We start from the raw sequence: 26,020 nt of genomic DNA on the forward strand, positions 1-26,020 counted from the left end.
CGCTTAGTAGTCCGCAGACGAGACCCATCCCGTCACCTTCCAGCCGGCGCCATTGCGCTTCTCCGACACGACACCCACGGTGTCGTACGGCGAGTCGAGCAACTTGATGAGCGCAACGGCGCGCGGACTTCCATCGCTCGAACGCGGTAGCGGAAACACCAGGAAAGGCAGGACGGGAGACGGCTTGTCGCCCTCCACGATCAGCGGCAGCACGGCGTCATTCAACGACTTGAACACCTCGAACGATGCGCGGCTGCGTGCCGGTGTGGAAGAACGTGCCGCTGAATGCGGCGCCCCTTCAACGGCCAGATAGCTACCGTGATCCCTCGACCGCCATCCGACGAGCGCGTCGACCAGCGCATCGTCGGGCTTGTGCCCGCGCCCGGCCGAAAGAGCGGGCAGCCAGCGTTTGTCGACCGGCGATGTCGTGACCCAGTCGTTGAAGAAGCCCGTGTAGAAGTCGACGAGATCCTTGTCGACACCCGCCTGCGTCGTCGGCGGCAGCGGCGTGGGCAGGGCGCGCCGCCCATGCCATCGGACGGCTTTCCACCCCGGCCCGTCAGGCAGGCTGATGCCGTCGAGAAACGACGTATCCGCGATGCCGTTCGCGACGAACCAGTCCGACTTGGCCCGTTTCGTTCGCGCATCGGCAAAGCCGGCAAGCCGTTGCCGCACCTGATCCCACGAAGCCGCCTGCCGGCTCGCGCCATCGATCTTCGGATACCTGATCATCTGCAGGTAGGTCGCCTTCGCCATCGCTTCCACATCGGCGGGCCGACGCCAGGTCAGCTCCGCCGCATGGCTCGACGGTGCACCTTGATCGAGCGGCGCCGCCATCGCCAGGCCTGCATCGCACGCGATGCCATTACGACTCCAGTCCGGAACCGATGGCGTGCCGCGATGCGCCCACGAATCCTGCCACGCATGCAGCGCACGACCGAATTCGCCGAGCATGAACGCGGCCCTGCCGCCGCCGGCCTTGCCGAGCGCCGCATCGACCGGCGCGAGCGCGGCCGGCCCGCCCGGTACGACGGTTCTGTCCTGCGCGTCGGCCGGCACCTTGCGCCAGCCGGGATAGTGACGCGCCTGGGCATCGTCGGCATCCGGAATGAAGCGCGACAGGCACGCGTACTGCAGCGGCGACGTCATGTACTCGATCGACCCCGCGTCGATGCGCTGGTCGGCGAGCGCAACGGCCTCGGCGTCGCGCGGCGCGAAGCCGGCCTGCCGCGCGAACCACAGCGTGAGGCCGAAGTGCACATCGGCCTCGAAACCCGCGCAGGTCAGCGGCATCGCGAGCGCCGCCACGCAGACCAGCAGGCAACGGCTCACGCGCATCAATTGCCGATCTCCGTCGCCTTCGTGCTTTCGGGGAACGGCCAGCTGCCGTTCTCGAACGACAGGACGAGCATGCCGTTGTCCTGGCAAGCGGTGGTCAGCAGATGCCGGTCGAAGTCGAAATCGAGGCGCGACGCGCACCAGTCCGGCCCGCCTGCACGGTACTGGCCGAACATGAGATGCGCCGAGCCCGCGCCCGGCGACTTCGCGGAAGCCGGGTTGTAGTAGGCGATCTCCTTCGGCTTCGACGGGTCGCGAATATCGAACACGCGAATGCCGGAGTTGAAGTAGCTGCACGCCAGCGCGGTCGCGTTTTGCCGGTTGTCGACGCTGCAGTAGTGCGCGCCGTACGTGAACGTGGACAGGCCCGCGATGTCGGGAATGACCTTGCTGCAGTTCGCGATCGCATGCGTTTCGAGCCGTAGCTCCGACACCAGCCGCGGCGCGGCTTCACTCGACATGTCGTAGATGTGCCCCATCGGGAACGGCGCCACACCGGCATTGCACGCGGCCTTGACGGCCGTCGCGCCCGGATCCTGCAGACCGCCGGCCCCGCCTTCGTCGACTTCGATCAGATACGGTTTCCCCGCCACGGCGAACGAGATCGTATGTTGTGCAATGCTGCCGTCCCGCACCGGCACCGTCGCGATCCGGTGCATCTGCGCATTGGGGCGCCGGCTCTGCACTTCGCTGGTATCGACGACGAAGAAGCCGTTGTCGCCGGTCGCGTTCGCGTCGTTCAGCGGCGGCGCGCCCATGCCGATGGCCGTGCCGCCGTTGCCCGACGCGACGAAGTACGCGCGGGTTCCATCCTGGCTCACCGACAGGCCGTGCGAAATGTTACCCATGCCCAGATCCGCCACGCTGATGGCGGAGATCATCTTCGGCCGGGTCGGCACGGTCAGGTCGATTGCGTAATAGGCTTTCGTGAAGGCGCCGCCGACGTAGTACGTCAGCCCGTCCGGCGAGAATCCCCCTTCGTGGCCCAGCGGCTTGGTGGCCGGCACGATACCGCCGTCCGCGCCGGTGCCGACGGGCACGCTGGCCAGCAGTTGCGGCCGTGTGCAATCCGAAGCAATGTCGTACAGGTCGATCTCGGGGCCGCCGCCCCCGCCGAGTCCGTTGTCGGCGGCCAGGATCCCGCGCGCGACGTTCACGCGCAGCGACTCCCACGGGTCGATCATCGACGTCGACGTCAGCGAACTCACGCGCACCGGCTGCGCCGGGTTGGTGATATCGATCACCGGTACGCCGGGGTTCACGCGCGGCGGTGCGTCGGGATTGTTGAACAGCGCGTTGGCGCCCATCGTCGCGTGATAGAAGCAGGTCTGGCCTTTCTTGTCCGTGTAGGTGGCGGCCGACCACGACGCGCCTTCGCCCTGAATCTGGCTGACGCGCTTCAGGTTGCAGTTGAAGCCGCCAAATCCGGCCTGCCGAAGCGCGGCCGGCACCTGCCCTTGCAGCGCGGTCTCGGGCGTGTCGCCCTGACTGCAGCTCGGCACGCGCGGCACGACGTAGTCGGCCACGGATACGCTGGTCGTGGCGGCCGGCGTGTCGTCGGCTTCTCCACCGCAGCCGGCCAGCACGAAACCGGTGAGCGACAGCGCGATCGCTGCGCGAATCGGAAATTGCATCGTTGTCTCCTTCCGTCTTGTTTGTCGTGATGAAATTGCGTTACGGTCACGGCCCCGGATAGATTTCGATCACGGCGACCTCGATCGTGTCGCCTGTGCGGCTGTGGAAATGCAGCGAGAAACGCCCGGTGATGCCGACCGGCAGGATGTCCAGCGACTGCGCGCTCCCGGACGCGCATGCCGCGAACGCGCCCGGTATTTCATGCGCCATCAGCACGCCGGCTTCCTTCGCACGCACGTCGATGTGCACCGGCACGCCTTCGCGCATCGCGATCACGGGCCGCTCCCACGGCGCCTTCGCGCGATCCACATAGACGGAGAAATGCTGCTGCTCCGGCGGCGCTGGCGCTTCCCGTGACATATGCCTCGCGACGCCGTAAGCCAGCAGCAGCGTCGCGGCAATCGCGATCCATGCCGGCGCCCGGCTTCGCCGCGGCAGGCGCCCTGCCTCGATGCTCGTGCTTCGTTCCATCAGCGCTCGCGCCACACGATGTGGCTCCGTCAGGCCGCCCGCCAATCGGGCGGAATCGATAGCGATGGATGGTAGTGACCGGTGCCGCGGCGAGATATCGGCTTATTGCGGACTGTCGAGAAATTGCGTACCGAGTAACCCGAGTAATCCGAGTAATCCGAGTCGCCGCGACGGATGAAAGGCCGCGCCGAGGGCGTTTCGGCGGGTGGTGAGAAAGCAGGCGGGAGCCTGCCGGGACATTTCGCACTGGGGTCGCATCGATGCAGGCGACGGACTGCCTGTCAGCGGTACTCAGGATGCCGTCACGCGGCCGGCGAACCACGCCCCACGTAACCCGCAACAACTTGCAGACAACGACAAGTAACCGGTGCGGCGGCGATCGCCGTCGCACCGCCGGTCAACGCTCGGCGGCTTGACCGTTAGTTGCAGTTAATGCGAGGCCGCCGCCGCACTCTGGATCGAATCGACCAACGACGCGTTGTCGTACCGCTGCCCGGCAATGCCCCATCCGCCATCGACGGCATGCACGACGTTCACCCACACTTGCGCGGGCGCCAGCCGCCCGCCCGCTCGATGCAGCACGATCTCGGTCGCCCGTTCGACGAATTGCCGCTGCTTGTCGGGCGCGGCGAGCGCCACCGCCGGCAGCTTCAGCTCGACGAAAGCGGCGGGCTCCGCCCGGCCATGCACGAAGGTCCGGTGCCGCGGCAGCACGTTGAGCGTGCCCACCACGTTCGGCGCCAGGAACCCGTTCCCGGTCAATCCTTCGACATCCAGCAGCGCATCGGTCAACTCGGCAAACACCGGCCCCTCGTCGTCCGGCGTGAAAACCCCTTCGGATACTGTCAGCGTAATCGGCATCGCACGTTCTCCTGGTCAGGTCATCGGAATCGTGACGTGATATAAATATCAGTCACTCTCTATACATTAGACACTGATCGCTCTCTATGCAAGCGATAAAGAGCGATCGCTCTGAAGCGAGCCTGTCATGCGTTATTCCGTCGAGCACAAGCACGAAACCCGCACGCGCATCCTCGAGGCCGCGAGCCGCCTGTTCCGCCAGGAGGGCTATGGCGGCTCCGGCATCGGTCCGCTGACGAAGGCGGCGGGCGTCACCAACGGCGCGTTCTACGGTCATTTCAAATCGAAAGGCGAGGCGTTCCGCAACGTCGTGCTCGACGGCCTCGAGCAGCTCCGGCAAGGCGTCGCGACGTTCAAGGCCGAGCATGGCGCGCGCTGGCGCCGCCCGTTCGTGTCGTTCTACCTCGGGCCGCGGCGCACCTGCGCACTCGGCGAAAGCTGTGCGCTGCCGAGCCTGTCGCCCGAAGTGATGCGCGCCGACGACGACACGCGCGACGCGTACGAACAGGCGTTGCGGCAGATCGTCGACGAAGTCGCGTCCGGTCTGGGCGACACACCCGACGACGACCGCGCGATCGCGTTCCTCGCGCTGCTGTCGGGCGGCGTCACGCTCGCGCGGGCAGTGCGCGATCCCGAACTGGCACAACGCATCGCCGATGCGGTCGGCCGCTACGCGGTGGTGATCGCCGAACGCACGGATGTGACGCCCGAGGCGAAGCCATGACGAACGGCCAATAAAAAACCCCGATCCGCGTTGTCACGGATCGGGGTTCTTTATCGATCGGCCATGTCAGCCATCAGCCTGAACGGCCTTTGGCAGGCCGCGGCATCAACGCGCGGCGACCTCCGCCTTGACGGACGACGCATCGCCGACCGCCGTCGGCGCCGCGCCCCACCCGCCGCCCAACGCGCGAATCAGGTTCACGGTCGACACGGCCTGCGCGCCGGTAAGCTGGTTCGACTGCAGTTGCGACTGCAGCACCGAGCGCTCGCTGTCGATCACGTCGAGATACGCGACCTCGCCTTCCTGATACTGCGTGCGCGACAACGTCGCCGCGCGCCGCGACGCGTTGACGGCCGCATCCTGCGCGCGGATCTGGTCGTCGAGCAGGCGCAGGTCGGCGAGATTGTCCTCGACCTCGCGGAACGCGACGAGCACCTGCTGCCGGTAGTTCGCAACCTGCTCGTCGTACTGCGCGCGCGCCTGCTGCACGCCGGCCGCACGGCGCCCGCCGTCGAACAGCGGCAGCGTCAGCGCGGTGCCGGCGAACGGCCCGAGCAGGAACGTGCGGCTCGACCACAGGAACAGGTTGCCGAGCGTCGACGCCTCATACCCGAATGCGCCCGTGATATCGAGCTTCGGGAAATACGCCGACTTTGCGAGGCCGATCCGCGCGTTCGCGGCTGCCATTGCACGCTCGGCCGCCGATACGTCCGGACGGCGTTCGAGCAACGCGGACGGCAGGCCCGGCGGCACCTTCACCGCAACCGGCACGATCGGCGTTTCCTTGAACGCGAAATCCGCGGGCGCCTTGCCGAGCAGGATCGCGAGCGCATGCTCGGATGCCGCGCGCCGGCGCGCGACACCGACCGCATCGGCCTGCGCGCTGGCCAGCTCGTTCTTCGCGCGCGACACGTCGAGCTCGCTGATGTCGCCTTCATTGAAGCGGCGCTGCACGAGCTTCAGTGCCTGCTCGCGCAACTCCACCGTGCGACGGTACAGGTCCTGGTCGGAGTCGAGCTGGCGCAGTTCGAAATAGTTCTGCGCGACGTCCGCCTGCAGCGCGAGCTGCACCGAACGGAACAGCGCTTCGCTCTGCGCCTGGTCGGCACGCGACGCCTCGACGTTGCGGCCGACACGGCCGAACAGGTCGGCTTCGTAGGACACCGTACCCTGCGCGCGCCACAGCGTCGCGTTGGTCGGGCCCGTGCCCTGCGGCTGGAACTGCGACGCCGACGACAGCCCTTCGCGCGTCGGCCCGAACCCGGCGCCGACCTGCGGGAACCATTGCGAGCGCGCGGAACGCGTCGCCGCACGTGCTTCCTCGACCCGCGCGGCCGCGGCCTTCAGGTTCTGGTTCGCGGCGAGCGCCTGGGTCTCGAGCGAGTCGAGCACCGGGTCGCCGAACACCTTCCACCATTCGCCGCGATGTTCGCCGTCCGCCGGCTCGGCCGTCTTCCATGTGCCGGCCTGCTCGCCGGCGGCGAGCGTCGGCGCTTCCTTGAACGCGGCGGGCACCGCCGCGTCCGGGCGCTTGTAGTCGGGGCCCACCGCGCACGCGGTGAGCAGCGTCGCGAGCAGGGTGCTCGCGGCCGCCACCTTCGCGAAGCGCATCAGGCCGTTCGTGTTGTGCATGTTGTCCATCTTTTTATCCTCAAGCATCCGAAGCCGGTACGCCCTGGGCCGGCACGCCGTAGCCGGCCGAGTCCTTGCCGGCGACGTGGATCTTGCCGCCTGCCAGCGTACGCAACACGACGTAGAACACCGGCGTCAACATCAGCCCGAACAGCGTCACGCCGAGCATCCCGAAGAACACCGCGACACCCATCGCATGGCGCATTTCCGAACCGGCCCCCGTCGACGTGACGAGCGGCACGACGCCCATGATGAACGCGATCGACGTCATCAGAATCGGGCGCAGCCGCAGCCGGCTCGCCTCGATCGCGGCCTCGAGCGGTGTCCTGCCGTCGTGTTCGAGCTCGCGTGCGAATTCGACGATCAGGATCGCGTTCTTCGCCGACAGCCCCACCAGCACCATCAAGCCGATCTGCGTGAAGATGTTGTTGTCGCCCTGCGTGAGCCACACGCCCGTCAGCGCAGACAGAATGCTCATCGGCACGATCAGGATCACCGCGAGCGGCAGCGTCAGGCTTTCATACAGCGCGGCGAGCACGAGGAACACGAGCAGCACGCTGATCGGGAACACGTACATCGCCGAATCGCCGGCAAGGATCTGCTGGTACGTGAGGTCGGTCCATTCGAACCGCACGCCGCGCGGCAGCGTTTCATGCGCGATGCGCTCGATCGCCGCCTGCGCCTGCCCCGACGAGAAGCCCGGTGCCGGGCCGCCGTTGATGTCGGCCGCCGTGTAGCCGTTGTAGCGCACGACCATTTCCGGGCCGAACGTCGGCGTCACCGTGACGAGCGACGACAGCGGCACCATCTCGCCCTTGTCGTTGCGCGTCTTCAACTGCAGGATGTCGTCCGCACGCTGGCGGAACGGCGCATCGGCCTGCACGCGCACCTGGTACACGCGCCCGAAGCGGTTGAAGTCGTTCACGTACAGCGAGCCGAGATACACCTGCATCGTGTTGAACACGTCGGTCACCGGCACGCCGAGCTGCTTCGCCTTCACGCGGTCGAGATCGACGTTGAGCTGCGGCACGTTGATCTGGTAGCTCGTGAACAACGGGCCGAGTTCCGGCGCCTGCTGCGCGCGCTTGATGAAGTCGTTGGTCGCATCCGCAAGCCGCGCATAGCCGACCGCGCCGCGATCCTCGATCTGCATCTTGAACCCGCCGAGCGTGCCGAGGCCGAGCACCGGCGGCGGCGGGAACACCGCGACGAACGAGTCCTTCATCGCGCTGTACTGCTGGTTCAGCGCACCCGCGATCGCGCCCGCCGACAGCGCCTTGCCATGCCGCTCCGAGAACGGCTTCAGCGTGACGAACACGATGCCCGCGCTCGAGCTGTTCGTGAAGCCGTTCACCGACAGCCCCGGGAACGCGACCGCGCTCTCGACGCCCGGCTGCTTCAGCGCGATCGAGCCCATGTCGCGGATCACCTTCTCGGTACGGTCGAGCGACGCACCGTTCGGCAGCTGCGCGAACGCGATCAGATATTCCTTGTCCTGCGCGGGCACGAAGCCGCCCGGCACGACCTTCGACACCAGCACGGTCGCGCCCACCAGCACGAGGTACACGCCGAGCATCAGCGTCTTGCGCGACAGCACGCCGCGCACGCCGCGGCCGTAGTTCTCCGCGCCGCGATGGAACACCTTGTTGAAGCCGCGGAAGAAGCCGCCGAGCACGCGGTTCATCACGCGCGTCAGCCAGTCTTCCTTGTCGCCATGCCCCTTCAGCAGGATCGCGGACAGCGCCGGCGACAGCGTCAGCGAGTTGAACGCCGAGATCACCGTCGAGATCGCGATGGTCATCGCGAACTGCTTGTAGAACTGGCCGGTCAGGCCCGACATGAACGCGAGCGGCACGAACACGGCGACGAGCGTCAGCGCGATCGCGATGATCGGCCCGCTCACTTCCTGCATCGCCTTGTAGGTCGCCTGCCGCGCGTTCATCCCGCTTTCGATGTTGCGCTCGACGTTCTCGACCACCACGATCGCATCGTCGACCACGATCCCGATCGCGAGCACCATCCCGAACAATGACAGCGCATTGATCGAATACCCGAATGCGAGCAGCAGCGAGAACGTGCCGATGATCGACACCGGCACCGCGATCAGCGGAATCAGCGACGCGCGCCAGGTCTGCAGGAACACGATCACGACGATCACGACCAGCGCGATCGCTTCGAGCAGCGTATGCACGACGGCCTTGATCGACGAACGCACGAACTGCGTCGGGTCATAGACGATCTTGTAGTCGACGCCCGCCGGCATGTCCTGCTTCAGCTCGGCCATCGTCTTGCGCACTTCGTCCGAGATCTGCAGCGAGTTCGCGCCCGGCGACTGGTTGATCGCCATCGCGACGGCCGGCTTGTTGTCGAGCAGCGAGCGCAGCCCGTATTCGGATGCGTCGAGCTCGATCCGCGCGATGTCGCGCAGGTGCGTGACGCCACCGTCCGGCGTCGTCTTCACGACGATGTCGCCGAATTCGTCTTCCGTCTGCAGACGGCCGCGCGCGTTCACCGACAGCTGCAGCGGCGTGCCGGGCAGCGACGGCGACGCGCCGATCACGCCGGCCGCGACCTGTACGTTCTGCTCGCGGATCGCCTGCACGACGTCCTCGGCCGACAGCCCGCGCTGCGCGACCTTCTGCGGATCGAGCCATACGCGCATCGCGTAGTCGCCCGAACCCCACAGCTGCACCTGGCCGACGCCCTGGATCCGCGACAGGCGATCCTTCACGTTGATCAGCGCGTAGTTGCGCAGGTAGGTCATGTCGTAGCGGTTGTCCGGCGAGATCAGGTGGACCACCATCGTCAGCGTCGGCGAGCTCTTCACCGTCGTGATGCCGAGCCGCTGCACGTCTTCCGGCAGGCGCGGCAGCGCCTGGTTCACGCGGTTCTGCACGAGCTGCGTGGCCTTGTCCGGATCGGTGCCGAGCTTGAACGTGACGGTGATCGTCATGTTGCCGTCGCTGTTCGCCTGCGACTGCATGTAGAGCATGTCCTCGACGCCGTTGATCTGTTCTTCAAGCGGCGACGCGACCGTCTCGGCGATCACTTTCGGGTTCGCGCCCGGATACTGCGCCTTCACGATCACGGAAGGCGGCACGACTTCCGGATATTCCGAGATCGGCAGCAGGAACATCGCGATCACCCCGCCGAGCAGGATGATCACCGATAGGACTCCTGCGAAGATCGGCCGGTCGATAAAGAATTTTGAAATGTTCATGTGTGGCTCTGTCTGGTTGAACGCGGATGCGAAGCGGCGGGCCGCTTACGAATCCGCCTTCGCCGGGGCGGCCGGCTTCGCGTTGTCCGCCAGCGGCGCGGACGGCGCGTCACCGCCCGTCATCGGGACCATGTGCGGCTTCACCTGTTCGCCGGGGCGCACGCGCTGCGTGCCGTTCACGACCACGCGATCGCCTGCCGCGAGGCCGCTCACGATCACGCGCCGGTTGCCGTGCTGCAGCCCCTGCTGCACTTCCCGGTACGACACGCGGCCCTGCTGGTCGACGACGAACACGAACTTCTTGTCCTGGTCGGTGTTGATCGCCGCGTCGTCGACGAGCAGCGCCTCGTGCGGCGCGCTGCCGCCCACCTTCACGCGTGCGTACAGGCCCGGGACGAGCGCACCGTCCGCATTGTCGAAGCGCGCTCGCACGCGGATCGTGCCCGACGACGTGTCGAGACGGTTGTCGACCGAGTCGATCTCGCCGCTGCGCGAGTAGCCGGTTTCGTTCGCGAGGCCGAGCTCGACCGGCACCTTGCGGCCGTTGCGCGCGCCGTTGATGTATTGCAGGTAGGTCTGTTCGTCTGCGTCGAACGATGCGTAGATCGGCGACACCGACACCAGCGTGGTGAGCGGCGCGGCCGACGCACCGGCCGACACGACGTTGCCGAGCGTGATTTCCGCACGCGACACGCGGCCCGACACCGGCGCGGTGATCCGCGTATAGCCGAGGTTGATGCGCGCCGTTTCGAGCGCAGCTTCGGCGGCCTTCAGGTTCGCGGCCGCTTCGCGCGCCGCGTTCTGCTTCTCGTCGTAATCGCGCTTCGCGATCGCGTTGTCGCCGATCAGCCGCTGTGCGCGCTGCCAGTCGGTCTGCGCGTAACCGTTGCGCGCTTGCGCGGCCGCGAGCTGCGCGGCCGCGCGATCGGTTTCGGCCTGGTACGGGCGCGGGTCGATCACGAACAGCACGTCGCCCTTCTTCACGAGCGCGCCGTCCTTGAAGTTCACCGCGACGATCGTGCCCGACACCTGCGGGCGCACGTCGACTTTCTCGACCGCCTCGAGACGGCCCGAATAACTCTGCCAGTCGGTGACGGTCTGCGGTACGACGGTCGCAACGTCGACTTCGGGCAGCGGTGCAGCCGCTTTCTCGGGCGCGTTCGCGTTCACGCGCATCGCGCCGAACGTTCCGAGGCCGACGACGGCAAGCGTCACGATCGCCGCTGTCGCGATTCGGGAACGGGAGGTGCGTAGGATGGCCATGTGGATCTCCAGGTAAGCGTGGATTGGTTCTGGTTATTCGGAACGGTTGGGCTGGCGCGCCTGGAAGCGGCACTGGAAGAAGCGCACGGCTTCCTCGAAGGCGGCTTCATGCGTCGCGAGCGCGGCGTGCGTGATGTCCGGATAGCGGATCACCTGCGTGAGCACGCCCGACGAGATCAGGCAGCCCGCATATTTCTCCGCCTCGACGTGCAGCACGTCGTTCTGCGCGGTGACGACGAGCGTCGGCGGCAGCCCCGCGAGGCGCACCGATTCGAGCGGTGCCGCATACGGGTGCATGCGTTGCGCGGCCTGCGGCAGATACGCGCGATAACAGGCCGCGCATTCGCGCGCGGTGATGTCGGACGCGAGGCGCTCGGCGTCGCCGATGCGCGTCATGCTCGGGTCGAGCATCGGCCCGAACAGCGCCTGCGCGGCGATCGACACTTCGCCGCGATCGCGCGCGATGAACGCGAGGCAGTTCGCGAGCTGGCCGCCCGCGTCGTGACCCGCGACGCCGATCTTCTTCGGGTTGCCGCCGAACGCGCGGGCGCGCGTCGCGGCCCACACGGCGGCGCGATACGCATCCTCCGGCGCGGCCGGAAAGGGAAAGGCCGGCGCGAGCGAATAGTCGACCGACACTACGAGAGCTGGTAAGCGTTCTGCTAAAAAGCGCGCGGCGAAATCGGCGTCTTCGAGCGAACCGCGCACGAAACCGCCGCCGTGGAAATAAAGCACCACTGGCAACCCGGTCTTGTCCGGGCGCCGGTACAGGCGCAGCACGATGTCCTGCGCGTAGCCGGGAATTTCCACTTCGGCGACCGTCAGCGCCGCGCCCGCCGTGGCTTGGGCGGGCAACGCGGCCTTCAGGAATTTGCTGAATTCAGAAGCGTCCATGACGATGCAGCATCCATTTCGAGATGGAACGAATTCTGGGTCCGGCAGACATTGGGATAAATGCCTATAATCCGGCAACACAATTCAACGCCCCCGAACAATCCGAGGCTGCGTTTACCCACGAGGTAGCGCAGCCTCTTTGTTCCGGTGGCAAATTAGATTGCGGAGGTTGTGATGGACCGGCTTCAGGCCATGCAGGTGTTTACTCGCGTCGTCGATACAAGCAGCTTCACCAAGGCAGCAGAAACGCTCAGCCTGCCGCGGGCGTCCGTCACGACGATCATCCAGAATCTCGAAGCATTCCTCGGTGTGCGGCTGATGCACCGGACCACGCGCCGGCTGTCGCTCACGCCGGACGGCGCCGCGTACTACGAACGATGCGTGCGGATCCTCGCGGACGTCGAGGAAACCGAGGCGAGCTTCCAGGCGAACAACCGGAAGCCGCACGGAAAGTTGCGTATCGACATGCCGGGCTCGATCGGGCGGCTGCTCGTGATTCCGTCGCTGTGCGAATTTCATACGCGCTACCCGGACATCGACCTGCAGCTCGGCCTGTCCGACCGGCCGGTCGACCTGCTGCAGGAAGGGGTCGATTGCGTGATCCGCGTTGGTGCATTGCAGGACTCGTCGCTCGTCGCGCGCCGGGTCGGCCTGTTCGAATGCGTGACGGTCGCGTCGCCCGACTATCTCGAGCGTCACGGCGAGCCGAAGACGATCGACGACCTGAGCCAGCACAAGGCCGTCAACTACTTCTCGAGCCGCACCGGCCGCACGATCGACTGGACGTTCCTGACCGACGGCCAGGAAGTCGAGATGAAGATGGAGGGCATCGTGTCGGTGAACGATGCCGATGCATACGTGACCTGCGGGATCGAAGGCTTCGGGCTGATCCAGCCGCCGCTCTTCATGGTGCTGCCGCATCTGCGCGAAGGCCGGCTCAAGGAAGTGCTGCCCGGCGTCAAGCCGCTGCCGATGCCGATCTCCGTCGTGTATCCGCACAGCCGCCATCTGTCGCCGAAAGTGCGCGTCTTCGTCGACTGGATCGCCGAGGTGTTCGACCGTTGCCCGCTGCTGAGCGGCAAGGGCAGCCTCGACGCGACGTGCAGCAAGCGCACGTTCGAGGAAGCCGAACGCGCGCCGGTGCTCGACACGCCGGTCATCAACGAGTGGGTCGCGTAAGTGGCTGAACTGCCCGGCTCACCTGATCGTCAGAACCACGTGACCGAACTGCGCCGCTGAACCGCACGCGCGGGCTGCAAGGCCCGCGCGGCGTCCCGCCTCCGCGCCACGTCCCCGTACGGCGCGCCAGATCCTTCCCGAATCCGCAGCAAACCTTTGTGCAAGGCGACGCAATCGTGCGCCTGCGTCGTTGCGCGCCGCCGTCGCCCCCTTGCGAGGCCCGCTGCAAGCGGGTTCCAGCGATTTCCGCATAACCCTGCCAGGTGTACGGATGTCGATTGTTCCACTGACACGACAATTCAATTCGCATCTGCCGCATTTATCGCGACGGAACAGATACCTAGAGTAAACCCTGTCGCGCACCTCGTTGCGCACCGAACAGATCCCGCTTGATGGGACCGGAGTCAGCGCTCAGGCGCCAACTCCGAAAGACAGGAGTTAGCCATGAACCGCCGCCATCTTCTCTCCGCCCTGGCCCTCACGCTCGCCGTGTCCGCTCCGGCCTTCGCCGACTCGGGCACGCCGCACGCCGGCGACTACGGCAACACGTCGTGGTACTCGCAGCACAACGGCCCGCGCACGCGCGCCGAAGTGAGCGCGGAAGTCGAGCAGGCCCGCAAGGACGGCACGCTCGCGTACCTGCGCAAGGCGAATTCGTACCCGCAAGGGCTCGAACTCGCGCAAGGCCCGTATCGCTCGTTGCCGGAAAGCAACCAGCTCGCCGGCGGAGGCCGGTAAACGCGCAACGCCGCGCAGCGGGGTGCCCCGTGCGCGGCGTCGCGACACACCTATCGACGATTCGCTGAGTCAGTTAGTTGCAGGAGCACATGATGAACGACCAACTTCCTTCGCCGCTCGACCATTGGGACGACACCACGCCGGTGTGGACGCCTTTCCGTTCGGCCCCGCACTCGCATTGACCACCGACCGAGCCGTCGCCTGACCCTCAACGGCGCGGCACCCCGTCGCGCCACTCGCCCCAGTGCGTCACGATGTCCTGCACGAGCGGGTTGCCCGCGCGATACAGGTTTTCGGTCGCGGGGGCGAAGCCGCCCTGGTCCGCGTAGTTCAGCAGGTTGTCCGCACTCGTCTGCCCCGCATACGGCCGGTCGAAATCGGAGCCGGTACGCAGCACCGCGACGCGCGACAGGTCGACCCGCTTCACGCTCGCCGCGCGCTTGAGCGCTTCATACGTCGCGTTGTCTTCCTGTGCGGTCATGCAGTACGTGCCCTTGCCGTCGGTCAGGATCTTCGTCCACTGGCGCGCGCGCTCGCCGATCAGCGTGCCCGAAAACCACGTGTTGCCCGATGACGTATCGCACTGGATCACCGTCGGCGGCCGGTTCGCCGGCGCATACGTGAACTTCGCGCGCGCGGCCTGCGCCTGCGCGCTGTCGGCGAGCACGACGTTGCGCGACAGCGCGACCGCGGCGTCGGTGAGCTGCGGGTTGAGCTGGAATACCTCGGTACGGTAGTCGAGCGGCGGCTTGTCGTTCGGGCTCTTCGTGTTGATGCCGAGAAAGCCGGTATTCCAGCCGGCCGGAATCTCGCGTGCATCGAGCTCCCACTGCAGACTGAAATCGACGAGGTACTTCGACCACGCGGCCGACCCGACCGTGCCTTGCGCGGGGTCGACGCCCGCGATGCCGGAGATCAGGAAATACGTGCGGCGCAGATCGAAGCGCTGCGAGAACGTGAGCGCCATGATCGTCGCCGACGCGTTCGCATAACCCATGCCGGTCGTGACCACGCACACGTCCTGCTTGTTGCAGTGGACGTTCGGGTAGTCCGGCGACAGGCCGGGCACGGCGATGTCGCGCCACGGGCCGAGCCGGTCGAGCCAGACCTGGCCCTCCGGCCCGAACATCGTGATGATCATGACCTTGACCGGGCGGCCCTGTGCACCGGTCTCGGCGAATGCATTGTTGCCCGCGTTGTTGCCCTGGTTGTCCTGCGCGATCGACGGCGCGGTTGCACAGGCTGCGAGCGAGAATGCAGCGGCGGAAAGAATGGAGCGAGTCAGCATCGGCGTTCCTTGTTTCGATGATGTTGGGTGAGAACGGCTCTCGTAGACTGCGCGACGGAGTATAGAACGGGCGTGCACGTTGCGGAACCCGACTACGAAACGACTCCCCGTGTTTCGTGCGACCGTGCGCGTGTTGCGCAATGCGACGTGCGTCGTCGGTTTCGCACCGTCGCCGTGCATGACAACCATCAGGAATGCTATCGGGTTGGCAGGAACGAACGCCTGCCGACATGCCGCTGCGTATCGCACCCGTCGACATCGATTTCGGCCGGCTCCCGAACCGCTACACGCGCACGAGCCCCGCGATGCCGTAACCGAGCACGACCAGCGCGGCGACCAGATGGCTCGCCGCGAGCCACCCGGGCGATTTCACGATGCGCCCGATCATGCTGCCGCCGAACGCGAACACCAGCTGCCCCGCGAGGCTGCCGGCGAACACACACGCGGCGCCAAGCAGCCAGTGGCGATGCGCGCCGGCGGCAGCCGTCGCATAGCCATAGAACAGCAGGATGGTGAGCGGATTCGCGAGCGTGACGAAGAACATCGATGTGAACGGGCGCGTGCCCGGCGGCCGCGCATCGCCGTCGAGCGTGCGGCGCCGATCCCGCAGCGCCTGCCACAGCATCCGCGTGCCCATTGCGAGCAACACGAGCGCACCAACGACACGAAACAGCGACAGATGCGCCGCGAGCGTGCTCGCCAGCATCGCGCCGAGCGTGAACGCGACGACCGCGTAGCAGCCGTCGGCCGTCGCGACACCCACCGCCGCGCGCACGCCGCTTGCGGTGCCGGCGCGCATCCCGTAGTTCGCGATCATCAGCGCAACGGGCCCGACCGACAGCGCGATCATCAGCCCGAACAGGAAATCGTTCATCGGTCGTCGATGCCTTCGATGGAAGGCATCGATTCTAGCGAACGCAAAAATCTCCGCTGCGGCGATTCGGCGTCACGCGACATCGACGTGCGCAGGCCCGTCCACCATCTCGCCGATCACGCCCGCGCGGTCGAAGCCGTCGGCACGGAAGCACGCGAGCACGTCGTCGACGGCCTCGGGCGCGCATGCGACCAGCAGGCCGCCCGACGTCTGCGGGTCGGTCAGCAGCGCCTGCGCGACGGGCGGCAGCGTGTCGGCCAGTCGAACGTCCGCGCCGTACGCGGCCCAGTTGCGGCCCGACGCGCCGGTGAACACGCCGTCGGCCACGAACGCCTCGACGCCCGCGAGCCACGGCAGCGACGCGTAGTGCACGCGCGCGGTGAGGTGCGCGCCACGTGCGAGCTCGAGCGTGTGACCGAGCAGCCCGAAACCCGTGACGTCGGTCAGCGCATGCACGCCCGGCAGCGCGGCGAGGTCGGCGCCCGGACGGTTCAGCTTGGTGGTCGTCGCGACCATCTGCGCGTAACCCGCGGCATCGAGCTGGTTCTTTTTCAGCGCGGCCGACAGCACGCCGACGCCGAGCGGCTTGCCGAGCACGAGCACGTCGCCCGCACGCGCGGCCGCGTTGCGCTTCACGCGCGACGGATGCACGACGCCGATCGCCGCGAGCCCGTAGATCGGCTCGACCGAATCGATCGAATGGCCGCCCGCCACCGGAATGCCGGCGTCCGCGCACACCGATTCGCCGCCGCGCAGCACGGCCGCGATCGTCTCGTGCGGCAGCACGTTGATCGGCATCCCGACCAGCGCGAGCGCGAGGATCGGCTTGCCGCCCATCGCATACACGTCGGACAGCGCGTTGGTCGCGGCGATGCGGCCGAAGTCGAACGGATCGTCGACGATCGGCATGAAGAAGTCGGTGGTCGCGACGATCGCCTGCTCGTCGTTGAGACGGTAGACGGCCGCGTCGTCGGACGTCTCGGTACCGACCAGCAGATCCGGGAACAGCGCGGGCGGCGTCGCGCGCTTCAGCAGCTCGGACAGCACGCCCGGCGCAATCTTGCAGCCGCAGCCGCCGCCGTGCGACAGGCTCGTGAGGCGCGGAACGGCAGGCTGGGCTTGGGTGGCTTCGGTCATCGTCGGCATCCGGTGAATAACAACACGACATTATCGACAATTCCGTGCGAGTGCGCCCGATACCCACATAATGGCGGCGCACTCCCCGCTCCCGCTGCCGCCCGCACCTTCGTCCATGGATCACCTCTTCATCGGCCTCGTGCTGTGCTCCGCGTTGCTGCACGCCATCTGGAATGCCTTCCTCCACGTCAGCGAAGACCGGCTCGTACAGCTCGGCACGATGTCGCTGCCCTATTTCGCGATCGGCATCGCCGGCGCCGCGCTGCTGCCCGCGCCGGCACCCGCCGCGTGGCCGTATATCGTCGCGTCGGCCGCGCTCGAGGTCGCGTACTGCTTCACGCTGGCGCGCGCCTATCGCAGCGGCGAGTTCGGGCAGATCTATCCGATCGCGCGCGGGATCTCGCCGCTGCTCGTGTCGGTGCTCGCGCTCGCCTTTCTCCACGAACAGCCGACCCCGTTCGGCTTCGCAGGCATCGCGCTCGTGTCGTTCGGCATCATGTCGCTCGCGCTGCGGCGCGGCTTCCGGTTCTCCGGTGAAGGCGTACCGTTTGCGCTGCTCACGGGCGTGTTCATCGCCGCGTATTCGATCTGCGACGGCATCGGCTCGCGCGTGTCCGGCAGTGCGCTCGGCTACATCGCGTGGGTGTACGTGCTGTGGAGCGTGCCGCAGTTCGTGCTGGTCTGCGCGGTACGTGGCGGCCCGCGCGCGGTACTCGCCTCGCGCACGGCGCTCACGCAGGGCGCGATCGCCGGCACGATCTCGCTCGCCGCATACGGGATCGTGATCCTCGCGTACCGGTACCTGCCGGTCGGGACGGTGTCGGCGCTGCGGGAAACGAGTTCGATCTTCGCGGTCGCGATCGGCTGGCTCGTGATGCGCGAGCGGCCCGGCGCGCAGCGGCTTGCCGCGTGCGCGCTGGTGGTCGTGGGCGCGGCGCTGATCCGCCTGTAGGCGGCGCGCCCCGCCCGCGGCCTGCCGCTGCGTCAGAACTTGTGCCGGATGCCCGTCACCGCCACGATCTGCGTACGCGTGCTCGACGGATTCGAGATCCCTTCGATCGCCGCCACCACGTTCGATGAAGCGCGCTGGTAGAACGCGTTCACGTAGATATCGGTGCGCTTCGACAGGAAATACTGCGCGCCGACGCTCGTCTGCAGGTAGTGCGAACTCGGCTTCGGCCCTTGCGACGCGAGCACCTGCGTGTAGGTTTCGCCGAGCGCGAACTGCAGTGCGGGCGTCATCAGGTAGCGCACGCTGCCCTCGTAGTTGTTGAAGCGCATCGCGCCGCCCGTCTGCAGGTTGAACAGCGAGCTCGTGTACAGCAACCCGAAGGTCGCGGCGCCCCATGCGTATGCGCCGCCCGCGCCCCAGATCTGCTGGCGCGTCACGCCCTTGATGAACGTGTAGTAGTTGTCGGACGCCGCCGCGCCGGTCGTGTCGAGCGCCGGATGGTCGACGCGCACGTAGGCCGCGCCGAGTTGCAGTGGCCCGTTCTCGTAGCTCGCGCCGAGGCTCCACACGCGGTTTTCCGCGAACGACGTGGAATTCGAGAAGCCGTACAGGCCGACCGCGCGCAGTCCGTACCACGTGGGCGTCTGGTACTGCACCGAGTTGTTGGTGCGGAACGTGTTGTTCAGGTCGTCGGTGTCGAACGGATGCAGCGCGTACTGCGTGAGGGCGGTGGTCGCACCGATCTGCAGCGGCTCCAGCACTTCCTGCGCGGCGTTGTACTGGCGGCCCATCGTCAGCGTGCCCCAGCGGTCGTTTTCCAGCCCCACGTAGGCCCGGCGCCCGAACAGCCGGCCACCCTGGCTCGCGGCGCCGCTCTCGATGTTGAAGCCGTTCTCGAGCCGGAACACCGCGCGCGTGCCGCCACCGAGTTCCTCCTTGCCGAGCAGCCCGAAGCGCGTGCCCTGCTCGTTGCCGCCGGTCGCCTGCCACGCAGCGCGGCCGTTCTGGTTGTTCGTGTACGTGATCCCCGAATCGACCACGCCGTACAGCGTCACGCTCGATTGCGCCCGTACTTGCGTCGCGGCCGCCGCCATTGCGATACCTGCCAGCGCGACTGCCAACCTTTTCCGCTTCATCTCCGACCCCTTTTTGTCGATTGAATATGGGGAGCGTTTTATTTCGCTCAAGACGTGTTTTATTGAATAAAACATCGTCTTATTCATTGTTGAATTCGGCGATTTGAAGCGTCAAGCGACGCCAAAAATGACGTCCGGGAGCCGGATAGCCATGTATCGCAACGTGTTTCGAGGAATGAAACATGCCCAATAGCGGCGGGCATTACAGGCCGTTCTCGACGCGTAATCCCGGTGCCGCAAAAAGCCCTTGACCGCGATTTTGAGTCGTTGTGAAATATTGATACGCTGTTTTAATCATTAAAACGAACGAACGAGACGCTTCAAAAAACTAGGTAAAGAACCTGATCCTCATGCTGACGTTTAATTGCAACACCGCGGCTGCCGGTGCATCGTCCGCGCATTTCGTCGCGACGCCGACGGAGCCGGCCCTGCCGATCGTCGTCGACTCGCCGCACAGCGGCATCGCGTATCCGCCGGACTTCGCCACCGTCGCGCCCGACGACGCGATCCGCACGACGTGGGACGCTTTCATCGACGAACTGTGGGCCGGCGCCCCTGCTCGCGGCGGCACGCTGCTCGGCGCAACGTTTCCGCGCGCGTACATCGATCCGAACCGCGCGGAAACCGACATCGACGCGACGCTGCTCGCCGAGCCGTGGCCCGAGCCGCTTGCGCCGCAGCCGTATACGCAGCGCGGGATGGGGCTGATCCGGCGCGATGCGTTGCCCGGCGTGCCGCTGTACGACCGCAAGCTGTCGCTCGCGGAAGTCCGCCACCGGATCGACGCGTACTACCTGCCGTACCGCCGCGCGCTCGCCGGCATCGCCGAGCCGCTGTATGCCGCGCACGGCGCGCTGTGGCACATCGACTGCCATTCGATGAAATCGCGCGGCAACGCGATGAACGTCGATGCGGGTGTGTTGCGGCCGGACGTCGTCGTCAGCGACCGGCGCGGCACGACCGCGGATCCGGCCTTCACCGCGTGGACCGCGCAGTGGTTCACCGATGCCGGTTATCGCGTGCAGGTCAACGACCCGTACCAGGGCGGCGACCTGCTGACCGCGCTCGCCGATCCCGCACGGCAGCGCCACAGCATCCAGGTCGAATTCAACCGCGCGCTGTACATGGACGAGGCCGCGTTCGCGAAACACGCCGGGTTCGCCACGCTGAAGCGCTCGGTCGATGCATATCTCGATGCGCTCGCCGATTACGTCCGCGCGCGCATCGCGCCGCAGGGAGACACCGCATGACGACCTACATCGTCGACGCCGTCGACAGCGCACTGAAGCTGCTGACCTACGTGGCCGAGCACCCGCACCTCGGCGTGACCGAGCTGGCGTCGCAACTCGGCATCAACAAGTCGCGCACGTACCGGATGCTGTGCACGCTCGAACTGCATCGCTTCGTCGTGTAGGACCCGCGCACGTCCACCTATGCGCTCGGCCCGCAGGCGTTCGTGATCGGCGTGGCCGCGTCGCAGCAGAACGCGCTCGTGCGGGCCGCGCACCGGCACATGCTCGCGCTCAACCAGGCGATCAACGAGACCATCGTGCTGCGCGTGCGCGAAGGGCTCGAATCGGTGTGTGTCGCGCGTTGCGAAACCACTCACGCGGTGCGCACCGTCGGCGCGGTCGGCAACCGCCGGCCGATCAATTTCGGCGCATCGGGCAAGGTGCTGCTCGCGTTCGCGCCCGACGCGGTGCGCGACGAATATCTCGCGCAACTGCGCCGGAACGGGCTCGCCGACGACCCGGCGAAACTCGCCGGCGAACTCGACGCGGTCGCCCGCAAGGGCTATGCAGTGAGCAGCGGCGAGGTGACGCCCGGCGCGGTCGGGATCGCGGTGCCGGTGCGCGACCTGACGGGCGCGACGGTCGCCTCGGTGAGCGTGACGGGGCCCGAGGTGCGCGTGAGTCATGCCGACATTCCCGACTATCTCGAACGGCTGCAGGCGTGCAGCCTCGCCATTTCCGCCGAACTCGGCTACGTCCCGGCGCGCGCCGCGCTGCAACCGGCCTGACGGCCCGCTTCTTCTTCGACGAGGATCCGATGTCCGCCTCTTCCCCGAACCCGGCCGGCACGCCCGGCACGCCCGGCACCGACACTACCGCCCTCGCGGCCGGCGATCCTGCGGCGGCCGCTCCGGCAGCGCCCGCCGCTCACGCGCCGCATCCGCACGGCAAGATGCTGCACCCCGTGGTGATGATGCTGTGGGTGCTCGCCGCCGCGATCGCGCTCACGTGGCTCGTCGACTCCGGCCAGTTCGCCCGCGACGGCCGGCTCGTCGTGCCGGGCACCTATCACGTGGTGCCGAAGACGACTGCGCTCACGACACTCGTCGCGCCGGCTGTCAGCCACAGCACGTCCGCGCATGCGCTGCCGGCAAGCCTCGTCTCCGCGTTCGTCGCGGTCCCGCAAGGGCTGCTGAAGAACGCGCCGTTGATCGTGATGGTGATGTTCGTCGGCGGGATGTTCGGCGTGATGCGCCGCACGGGTGTCGTCGATGCGGGCATCGACCGGCTGCTGCAGCTCACCGGCAACAATGCGTACCTGCTGACGCCGCTGCTGATGATCCTGATCGGGCTCGGCAGCACGCTGCTCGGCTTCATCTCCGAGTATCTCGTGATCATTCCGATGGTGGTCGTGATCGCCCGTCGCCTCGGCCTGTCCGACCTGTTCGCGGTCGCGCTCGTCGCGATCGCCGCGAAGATCGGCTATATCGCATCGGTCACGAACCCGCTCGCGCTCGCCGTTGCCCAGCCGCTCGTCGGCGTGCCGCTGTTCAGCGGCGTCGCGCTGCGCGCGGCCGTATTCGTCGTATTCCTGACGATCGGCATCCTGTACCTGCTGCGCTACGTGCGCAACACCGGCTATCGGCCCGGGCAGGCCGCCGCAGGGCAGGCCGCGCACGCCGCCGCGAAGCTGTCGCTGCGCCACAAGGCGACGCTGCTCGTGTTCGCCGCGGCGGTCGCGATGCTGATCTACGGGACGCGCGAACTGAAGTGGGGCAACGTCGAGCTGGCCGCGTTCTACACGGCCGTGAGCATCGCGACGGCCATCATCGGCGGGCTCGATTCGCGCAGTGCGGCCGATGCGTTCGTCGACGGGATGAAGAACATGATGCTCGCCGCGCTGCTGATGGGGCTCGCCGCGTCCGTCGAGCTGCTGCTGCAAAACAGCCTCGTGCTCGACACGCTGATCAATTTCTTCACGCGGCTCGCGGACGGGCAATCGCCGGTGTGGGTCGCGAACGGGCTGATGGGCGTGCAGATGGTGCTCGACGTGTTCATTCCGTCGGTATCGGGCAAGGCAGCGGTCAGCATGCCGATCATCGGGCCGATCGCGCAGCTCTCCGGCGTGAGCGGGCAGACGTCGGTGCTCGCGTTCGTGCTCGGCGGCGGGCTGACGAACCTCGTCACGCCGACGTCGGGGATGCTGCTTGCGTATCTGGCAACGGCACGCGTCGATTTCGGCGCGTGGATCCGCTTCGTGCTGCCACTGTTCCTGACGCTGCTCGCGCTGTCGTGTGTCGTGCTGACGTTCGCGGTGTGGATCGGGTATTGAGGTTCGCGACGGGTCCGGCAGAACACGCGTGCGCCCGGCGGTGCGCAGGGCATGGCGCTGCGCGGTCCCGATGGCGGCGGCAGGCGTCGCAACGGCATGCCGCAACCGGCAGCGCCGTTCAAGCCGCCGCCACCCCGCCGAATGCCCGCTCATCGATCGCCTCGGCGAGCGTCGCGAACGCCGTCGCGATCTCGTCCTCCGGCACGCACGCATAACCGAGCAGCAACCCCGACGCCGCGCGTTCGCGGTCCGCGTAATAACCCGACAACGGTCGCACGACGATATTGCGTTCGAGCGCGGCCTGCGCGACCGCACGATCGTCGACGCCTTCCGGCAACTGCGTGACCAGATGCAGCCCGGCATCGCTGCCGAGCGCGTGCAGCGTGTCGCCATAGCGTTGCGCGACCGCGTCGAGCAGCACCTCGCGGCGCTGTCCGTACAGCGTGCGCATCTTGCGGATATGCGACACGAAGTGCCCTTCCGCGATGAATTCGGCAAGCACCGCCTGCTGCAGCAACTGCCCTTCGCGGTACAACTCGGCGCTCGCGGTCGCGAAACTCTCCGCGAGCGGCTCGGGCGCGACCAGGTAGCCGACCCGCAGCCCCGGGAACAGCGTCTTGCCGAAACTGCCGACGTAGATCACCTGCCCGGCCGTGTCGAGCCCCTGCAGCGACGCAAGCGGGCGGCTGCCGTAGCGGAATTCGCTGTCGTAGTCGTCCTCGATGATCCAGCAACCGTGCTGGCGTGCGTATTCGAGCAGCATCCGCCGCCGCGCGAGGCTCATCACCATCCCGAGCGGATACTGGTGCGACGGCGTGACGAGCATCAGCTTCGGCGGTTCGGCGAGATCGGCCGCCGACGGGGCGATGCCTTCGTCGTCGACCGGGATCGGCCGCGTCGTCAGCCCCGACACGTTCAGCACGCTGCGCACGCCCCAGTAGCACGGGTCCTCGGTCCAGATCGCGTCGCCCGGGTCGGTCAGCAGCCGTACCGCGAGATCGATCGACTGGTGGATGCCGGTCGTAATCACGATCTGCTCGGGCGTGCAGCGCACCGAGCGCGACGTGCGCAGGTAATCGGCCAGCGCCTCGCGCAGCAGCGCGAGCCCGCCGCCCGGCGCGTAGGTCAGCAGGTCGGGGCGCAGCCGCCGCCAGTATTTGTTGTGCAGCCGCGTCCATACGCGCGCGGGAAAGCGCGACACATCGGGCACGCCCGGCATGAACGCGCCGCCCTGCCGTTTCGACACGCCGGCCCCTTCGACGAGCCGCGTGCCGCGTGCCGACAGCCGCCGCGCGGACGGCTGCACGAACGCCGGGTGGGTGGCGGCCGCGTCGGGCGGCGCGCCGACGATCTCGTCGGGCGCGCTGTCGGCCACGAACGTACCGCGGCCGGTCGCCGAGTTCACATAACCTTCGAGCGCAAGCTGTTCGTAAACCTGCGTGACCGTGTTGCGCGCGATCCCGAGTTCGGCCGCGAGGAGCCGCGACGACGGCACGCGCGTGCCGGCCGGCAGTTCACGCGACAGGATCGCCTGTTGCAGCAGCCGGTGAAGCTGCCGGTAGATCGGCTGTTCGCCGCCTCGCACGAGGCGCTGCGCCAGCCAGTCCGACAACACGCTCGCGCGCATGATTGGCTCCTGAATATTTATTGAAATGGCTCTGATTGCCAGAGCCAAATGTGATTATAGTCGCCTCCATGGGCTGTCGAAGCGCCCGATTTTCACCTCACCGGAAAGAACATCAAGGAGATGACCGTGAAGAATGCCGACCTGCAGGCCCGCAAGAACGCCGCCACCCCGCGCGGCGTCGGCGTGATGTGCGATTTCTACGCAGCCCGCGCCGAGAACGCGGAACTGTGGGATGTCGAAGGCCGCCGCTTCATCGATTTCGCCGCCGGCATCGCGGTGCTGAACACCGGCCACCGCCACCCGAAGATCGTCAAGGCGATCGCGGACCAGCTGAACAACTTCACGCACACCGCTTACCAGATCGTCCCGTACGCGTCGTACGTCGAGCTGGCCGAGAAGATCAACGCACGCGCGCCGGGCGATTTCCCGAAGAAGACCGCGTTCTTCACGACCGGCGCGGAAGCCGTCGAGAACGCGATCAAGATCGCACGCGCGGCCACCGGCCGTCCGGGCGTCATCGCCTTCTCGGGCGGTTTCCACGGCCGCACGATGATGGGCATGGCGCTGACCGGCAAGGTCGCCCCGTACAAGCTGAACTTCGGCCCGTTCCCGGGCGACGTGTTCCATGCGCCGTACCCGAACGCCGTGCACGGCGTGACGACGGCCGACTCGATCAAGGCGATCGAGATGCTGTTCAAGGCCGACATCGATCCGAAGCGCGTGGCCGCGATCATCTTCGAACCGGTCCAGGGCGAAGGCGGCTTCAACCCGGCGCCGGCCGAATTCGTGCGCGCGCTGCGCAAGATCTGTAACGAACACGGCATCCTGCTGATCGCCGACGAAGTGCAGACGGGCTTCGCGCGTACCGGCAAGCTGTTCGCGATGCAGCATTACGACGTGCTGGCCGACCTGATCACGATGGCGAAGAGCCTCGCGGGCGGCATGCCGCTGTCGGGCGTCGTCGGCCGTGCCGACCTGATGGACGCGGCAGCACCCGGCGGCCTCGGCGGCACGTATGCGGGCAACCCGCTGGCCGTCGCATCGGCGCATGCCGTGCTCGAGATCATCGACGAAGAGAAGCTGTGCGACCGTGCCACGCAACTCGGCGACGTGCTGAAGGCGAAGCTGAACGCGCTGCAGGCCGACGTGCCGCAGATCGCCGACGTGCGCGGCCCGGGCGCGATGATCGCGGTCGAGTTCCTGAAGCCGGGTTCGGGCGAGCCGGATGCGGAATTCACGAAGCGCGTGCAGGCACGTGCGCTCGAGCGCGGCCTGCTGCTGCTCGTGTGCGGCGTGTACTCGAACGTCGTGCGCTTCCTGTTCCCGCTGACGATCCCGCAGGCCGTGTTCGACGAAGCGCTCGTGATCCTCGAGGAAGTGCTGAAGGAAACGGTCGGCGTGCCGGCCTGAGTTCCTGCCTTCTGAATGCGCCGCCGCCGTCGTCAAGACGGCGGCGGCCTTTTTATCCGTCATCTTCAAAGCAGGCG

At 67.1% G+C, this 26,020-nt stretch carries 20 protein-coding genes and 1 pseudogene; 8 read left to right on the plus strand and 13 right to left on the minus strand.

All coding sequences use genetic code 11. The features are described 5' to 3' along the window. Positions 1 to 3 precede the first annotated feature (3 nt). From VK92_RS14075 to VK92_RS14090, 4 genes are all read right to left on the minus strand, one after another. Entirely contained in the window at positions 4 to 1,338 is a 1,335-nt protein-coding gene (locus VK92_RS14075; RefSeq protein WP_048023426.1) for a DUF6765 family protein, read from the minus strand. Further along, positions 1,338 to 2,972: an LVIVD repeat-containing protein gene (locus VK92_RS14080; protein ID WP_048023427.1), complete on the minus strand. Its 1,635-nt coding sequence runs from the start codon at positions 2,970 to 2,972 to the stop codon at positions 1,338 to 1,340. The genes VK92_RS14075 and VK92_RS14080 overlap by 1 nt, the downstream gene beginning before the upstream one ends. A gap of 46 nt (positions 2,973 to 3,018) precedes the next feature. Then, the gene (locus VK92_RS14085) at positions 3,019 to 3,444 is read right to left on the minus strand and encodes a hypothetical protein (protein ID WP_048023429.1); all 426 of its coding nucleotides are present in this window, start codon (positions 3,442 to 3,444) and stop codon (positions 3,019 to 3,021) included. Positions 3,445 to 3,873: 429 nt separating this feature from the next. Then, on the minus strand, positions 3,874 to 4,305 hold the full coding sequence (locus VK92_RS14090; protein WP_048023430.1) for a hypothetical protein: 432 nt from the start codon (positions 4,303 to 4,305) through the stop codon (positions 3,874 to 3,876). 127 nt (positions 4,306 to 4,432) lie between these two features. Here VK92_RS14090 and VK92_RS14095 point away from each other — a divergent pair, with 127 nt between their 5' ends. After that, positions 4,433 to 5,029 carry a TetR/AcrR family transcriptional regulator gene (locus tag VK92_RS14095; RefSeq protein WP_048023432.1) on the plus strand — a complete coding sequence of 199 codons (597 nt, stop codon included), beginning with the start codon at positions 4,433 to 4,435 and terminating at the stop codon, positions 5,027 to 5,029. 105 nt (positions 5,030 to 5,134) lie between these two features. Here the strand turns inward: VK92_RS14095 and opcM are convergent, their stop codons facing one another. The 4 genes from opcM to VK92_RS14115 are packed head-to-tail and all read right to left on the minus strand — an operon-like array spanning position 5,135 to position 12,038. After that, positions 5,135 to 6,670, minus strand: coding sequence for a multidrug efflux transporter outer membrane subunit OpcM (gene opcM, locus VK92_RS14100; protein WP_048023434.1), 1,536 nt, complete (start codon positions 6,668 to 6,670; stop codon positions 5,135 to 5,137). Positions 6,671 to 6,680: 10 nt separating this feature from the next. Then, complete coding sequence (ceoB, locus tag VK92_RS14105; protein WP_021156403.1) at positions 6,681 to 9,881, minus strand: multidrug efflux RND transporter permease subunit CeoB; 3,201 nt, start codon at positions 9,879 to 9,881, stop codon at positions 6,681 to 6,683. Positions 9,882 to 9,926: 45 nt separating this feature from the next. After that, positions 9,927 to 11,144, minus strand: coding sequence for a multidrug efflux RND transporter periplasmic adaptor subunit CeoA (ceoA, locus tag VK92_RS14110; RefSeq protein ID WP_027790469.1), 1,218 nt, complete (start codon positions 11,142 to 11,144; stop codon positions 9,927 to 9,929). Between the two features lie 33 nt (positions 11,145 to 11,177). After that, positions 11,178 to 12,038: an alpha/beta hydrolase gene (locus tag VK92_RS14115; RefSeq protein ID WP_021156405.1), complete on the minus strand. Its 861-nt coding sequence runs from the start codon at positions 12,036 to 12,038 to the stop codon at positions 11,178 to 11,180. A gap of 174 nt (positions 12,039 to 12,212) precedes the next feature. Here VK92_RS14115 and ceoR point away from each other — a divergent pair, with 174 nt between their 5' ends. Both ceoR and VK92_RS14125 read left to right on the plus strand, forming a co-directional pair. After that, positions 12,213 to 13,217 (plus strand): putative multidrug efflux transcriptional regulator CeoR, encoded by a 1,005-nt coding sequence (gene ceoR / locus VK92_RS14120; RefSeq protein WP_021156406.1) that lies wholly within the window; start codon positions 12,213 to 12,215, stop codon positions 13,215 to 13,217. Positions 13,218 to 13,661: 444 nt separating this feature from the next. Then, positions 13,662 to 13,955 carry a DUF4148 domain-containing protein gene (locus VK92_RS14125; protein WP_042972716.1) on the plus strand — a complete coding sequence of 98 codons (294 nt, stop codon included), beginning with the start codon at positions 13,662 to 13,664 and terminating at the stop codon, positions 13,953 to 13,955. 208 nt (positions 13,956 to 14,163) lie between these two features. On the opposite strand, the gene VK92_RS14130 is transcribed toward VK92_RS14125, so the two are convergent. From VK92_RS14130 to selD, 3 genes are all read right to left on the minus strand, one after another. Further along, positions 14,164 to 15,243, minus strand: a complete 1,080-nt coding sequence (locus VK92_RS14130) for a purine-nucleoside phosphorylase (protein WP_048023436.1) — start codon at positions 15,241 to 15,243, stop codon at positions 14,164 to 14,166. Positions 15,244 to 15,526: 283 nt separating this feature from the next. Then, positions 15,527 to 16,117 carry a LysE family translocator gene (locus VK92_RS14135; protein ID WP_048023438.1) on the minus strand — a complete coding sequence of 197 codons (591 nt, stop codon included), beginning with the start codon at positions 16,115 to 16,117 and terminating at the stop codon, positions 15,527 to 15,529. A 72-nt stretch (positions 16,118 to 16,189) separates the two neighbouring features. Beyond that, complete coding sequence (gene selD, locus VK92_RS14140; RefSeq protein WP_082160856.1) at positions 16,190 to 17,254, minus strand: selenide, water dikinase SelD; 1,065 nt, start codon at positions 17,252 to 17,254, stop codon at positions 16,190 to 16,192. A gap of 115 nt (positions 17,255 to 17,369) precedes the next feature. Here selD and VK92_RS14145 point away from each other — a divergent pair, with 115 nt between their 5' ends. After that, on the plus strand, positions 17,370 to 18,206 hold the full coding sequence (locus VK92_RS14145; RefSeq protein ID WP_048023441.1) for a DMT family transporter: 837 nt from the start codon (positions 17,370 to 17,372) through the stop codon (positions 18,204 to 18,206). Between the two features lie 32 nt (positions 18,207 to 18,238). Here VK92_RS14145 and VK92_RS14150 read toward each other — a convergent pair whose 3' ends face one another. Further along, positions 18,239 to 19,342 carry a porin gene (locus VK92_RS14150; RefSeq protein ID WP_048023443.1) on the minus strand — a complete coding sequence of 368 codons (1,104 nt, stop codon included), beginning with the start codon at positions 19,340 to 19,342 and terminating at the stop codon, positions 18,239 to 18,241. 350 nt (positions 19,343 to 19,692) lie between these two features. On the opposite strand from VK92_RS14150, the gene VK92_RS14155 reads away from it, so the two are divergent. The 3 genes and pseudogenes from VK92_RS14155 to VK92_RS14165 all read left to right on the plus strand — a co-directional run bounded on the left by VK92_RS14155 (position 19,693) and on the right by VK92_RS14165 (position 22,906). Next, positions 19,693 to 20,592 (plus strand): N-formylglutamate amidohydrolase, encoded by a 900-nt coding sequence (locus tag VK92_RS14155; protein WP_048023445.1) that lies wholly within the window; start codon positions 19,693 to 19,695, stop codon positions 20,590 to 20,592. Beyond that, a pseudogene (locus tag VK92_RS14160) lies at positions 20,589 to 21,362 on the plus strand (IclR family transcriptional regulator). Before VK92_RS14155 ends, VK92_RS14160 begins: the two are co-directional and overlap by 4 nt. 29 nt (positions 21,363 to 21,391) lie before the next feature. Beyond that, the gene (locus VK92_RS14165) at positions 21,392 to 22,906 is read left to right on the plus strand and encodes an SLC13 family permease (protein ID WP_048023447.1); all 1,515 of its coding nucleotides are present in this window, start codon (positions 21,392 to 21,394) and stop codon (positions 22,904 to 22,906) included. Between the two features lie 118 nt (positions 22,907 to 23,024). On the opposite strand, the gene pdxR is transcribed toward VK92_RS14165, so the two are convergent. Further along, positions 23,025 to 24,533, minus strand: coding sequence for a MocR-like pyridoxine biosynthesis transcription factor PdxR (gene pdxR / locus VK92_RS14170; protein WP_048023448.1), 1,509 nt, complete (start codon positions 24,531 to 24,533; stop codon positions 23,025 to 23,027). 120 nt (positions 24,534 to 24,653) lie between these two features. Between pdxR and VK92_RS14175 the strand changes: the two genes are divergently transcribed. After that, positions 24,654 to 25,943, plus strand: a complete 1,290-nt coding sequence (locus VK92_RS14175) for a 4-aminobutyrate--2-oxoglutarate transaminase (RefSeq protein WP_048023449.1) — start codon at positions 24,654 to 24,656, stop codon at positions 25,941 to 25,943. The last annotated feature ends 77 nt before the right edge of the window (positions 25,944 to 26,020 follow it).

The sequence above is a fragment of the Burkholderia sp. LK4 genome (assembly GCF_001043615.1).
GTDB classification, from domain to species: domain Bacteria; phylum Pseudomonadota; class Gammaproteobacteria; order Burkholderiales; family Burkholderiaceae; genus Burkholderia; species Burkholderia cepacia.

What these genes read in the sequence shown, in the direction of transcription:
- VK92_RS14075 (WP_048023426.1), bottom strand. Translation starts at nt 1,338, where the DNA reads ATGCGCGTGAGCCGTTGCCTGCTGGTCTGCGTGGCGGCGCTCGCGATG.
- VK92_RS14080 (WP_048023427.1), bottom strand. Translation starts at nt 2,972, where the DNA reads ATGCAATTTCCGATTCGCGCAGCGATCGCGCTGTCGCTCACCGGTTTC.
- VK92_RS14085 (WP_048023429.1), bottom strand. Translation starts at nt 3,444, where the DNA reads ATGGAACGAAGCACGAGCATCGAGGCAGGGCGCCTGCCGCGGCGAAGC.
- VK92_RS14090 (WP_048023430.1), bottom strand. Translation starts at nt 4,305, where the DNA reads ATGCCGATTACGCTGACAGTATCCGAAGGGGTTTTCACGCCGGACGAC.
- VK92_RS14095 (WP_048023432.1), top strand. Translation starts at nt 4,433, where the DNA reads ATGCGTTATTCCGTCGAGCACAAGCACGAAACCCGCACGCGCATCCTC.
- opcM (WP_048023434.1), bottom strand. Translation starts at nt 6,670, where the DNA reads ATGGACAACATGCACAACACGAACGGCCTGATGCGCTTCGCGAAGGTG.
- ceoB (WP_021156403.1), bottom strand. Translation starts at nt 9,881, where the DNA reads ATGAACATTTCAAAATTCTTTATCGACCGGCCGATCTTCGCAGGAGTC.
- ceoA (WP_027790469.1), bottom strand. Translation starts at nt 11,144, where the DNA reads ATGGCCATCCTACGCACCTCCCGTTCCCGAATCGCGACAGCGGCGATC.
- VK92_RS14115 (WP_021156405.1), bottom strand. Translation starts at nt 12,038, where the DNA reads ATGGACGCTTCTGAATTCAGCAAATTCCTGAAGGCCGCGTTGCCCGCC.
- ceoR (WP_021156406.1), top strand. Translation starts at nt 12,213, where the DNA reads ATGGACCGGCTTCAGGCCATGCAGGTGTTTACTCGCGTCGTCGATACA.
- VK92_RS14125 (WP_042972716.1), top strand. Translation starts at nt 13,662, where the DNA reads ATGAACCGCCGCCATCTTCTCTCCGCCCTGGCCCTCACGCTCGCCGTG.
- VK92_RS14130 (WP_048023436.1), bottom strand. Translation starts at nt 15,243, where the DNA reads ATGCTGACTCGCTCCATTCTTTCCGCCGCTGCATTCTCGCTCGCAGCC.
- VK92_RS14135 (WP_048023438.1), bottom strand. Translation starts at nt 16,117, where the DNA reads ATGAACGATTTCCTGTTCGGGCTGATGATCGCGCTGTCGGTCGGGCCC.
- selD (WP_082160856.1), bottom strand. Translation starts at nt 17,254, where the DNA reads ATGACCGAAGCCACCCAAGCCCAGCCTGCCGTTCCGCGCCTCACGAGC.
- VK92_RS14145 (WP_048023441.1), top strand. Translation starts at nt 17,370, where the DNA reads ATGGATCACCTCTTCATCGGCCTCGTGCTGTGCTCCGCGTTGCTGCAC.
- VK92_RS14150 (WP_048023443.1), bottom strand. Translation starts at nt 19,342, where the DNA reads ATGAAGCGGAAAAGGTTGGCAGTCGCGCTGGCAGGTATCGCAATGGCG.
- VK92_RS14155 (WP_048023445.1), top strand. Translation starts at nt 19,693, where the DNA reads ATGCTGACGTTTAATTGCAACACCGCGGCTGCCGGTGCATCGTCCGCG.
- VK92_RS14165 (WP_048023447.1), top strand. Translation starts at nt 21,392, where the DNA reads ATGTCCGCCTCTTCCCCGAACCCGGCCGGCACGCCCGGCACGCCCGGC.
- pdxR (WP_048023448.1), bottom strand. Translation starts at nt 24,533, where the DNA reads ATGCGCGCGAGCGTGTTGTCGGACTGGCTGGCGCAGCGCCTCGTGCGA.
- VK92_RS14175 (WP_048023449.1), top strand. Translation starts at nt 24,654, where the DNA reads ATGACCGTGAAGAATGCCGACCTGCAGGCCCGCAAGAACGCCGCCACC.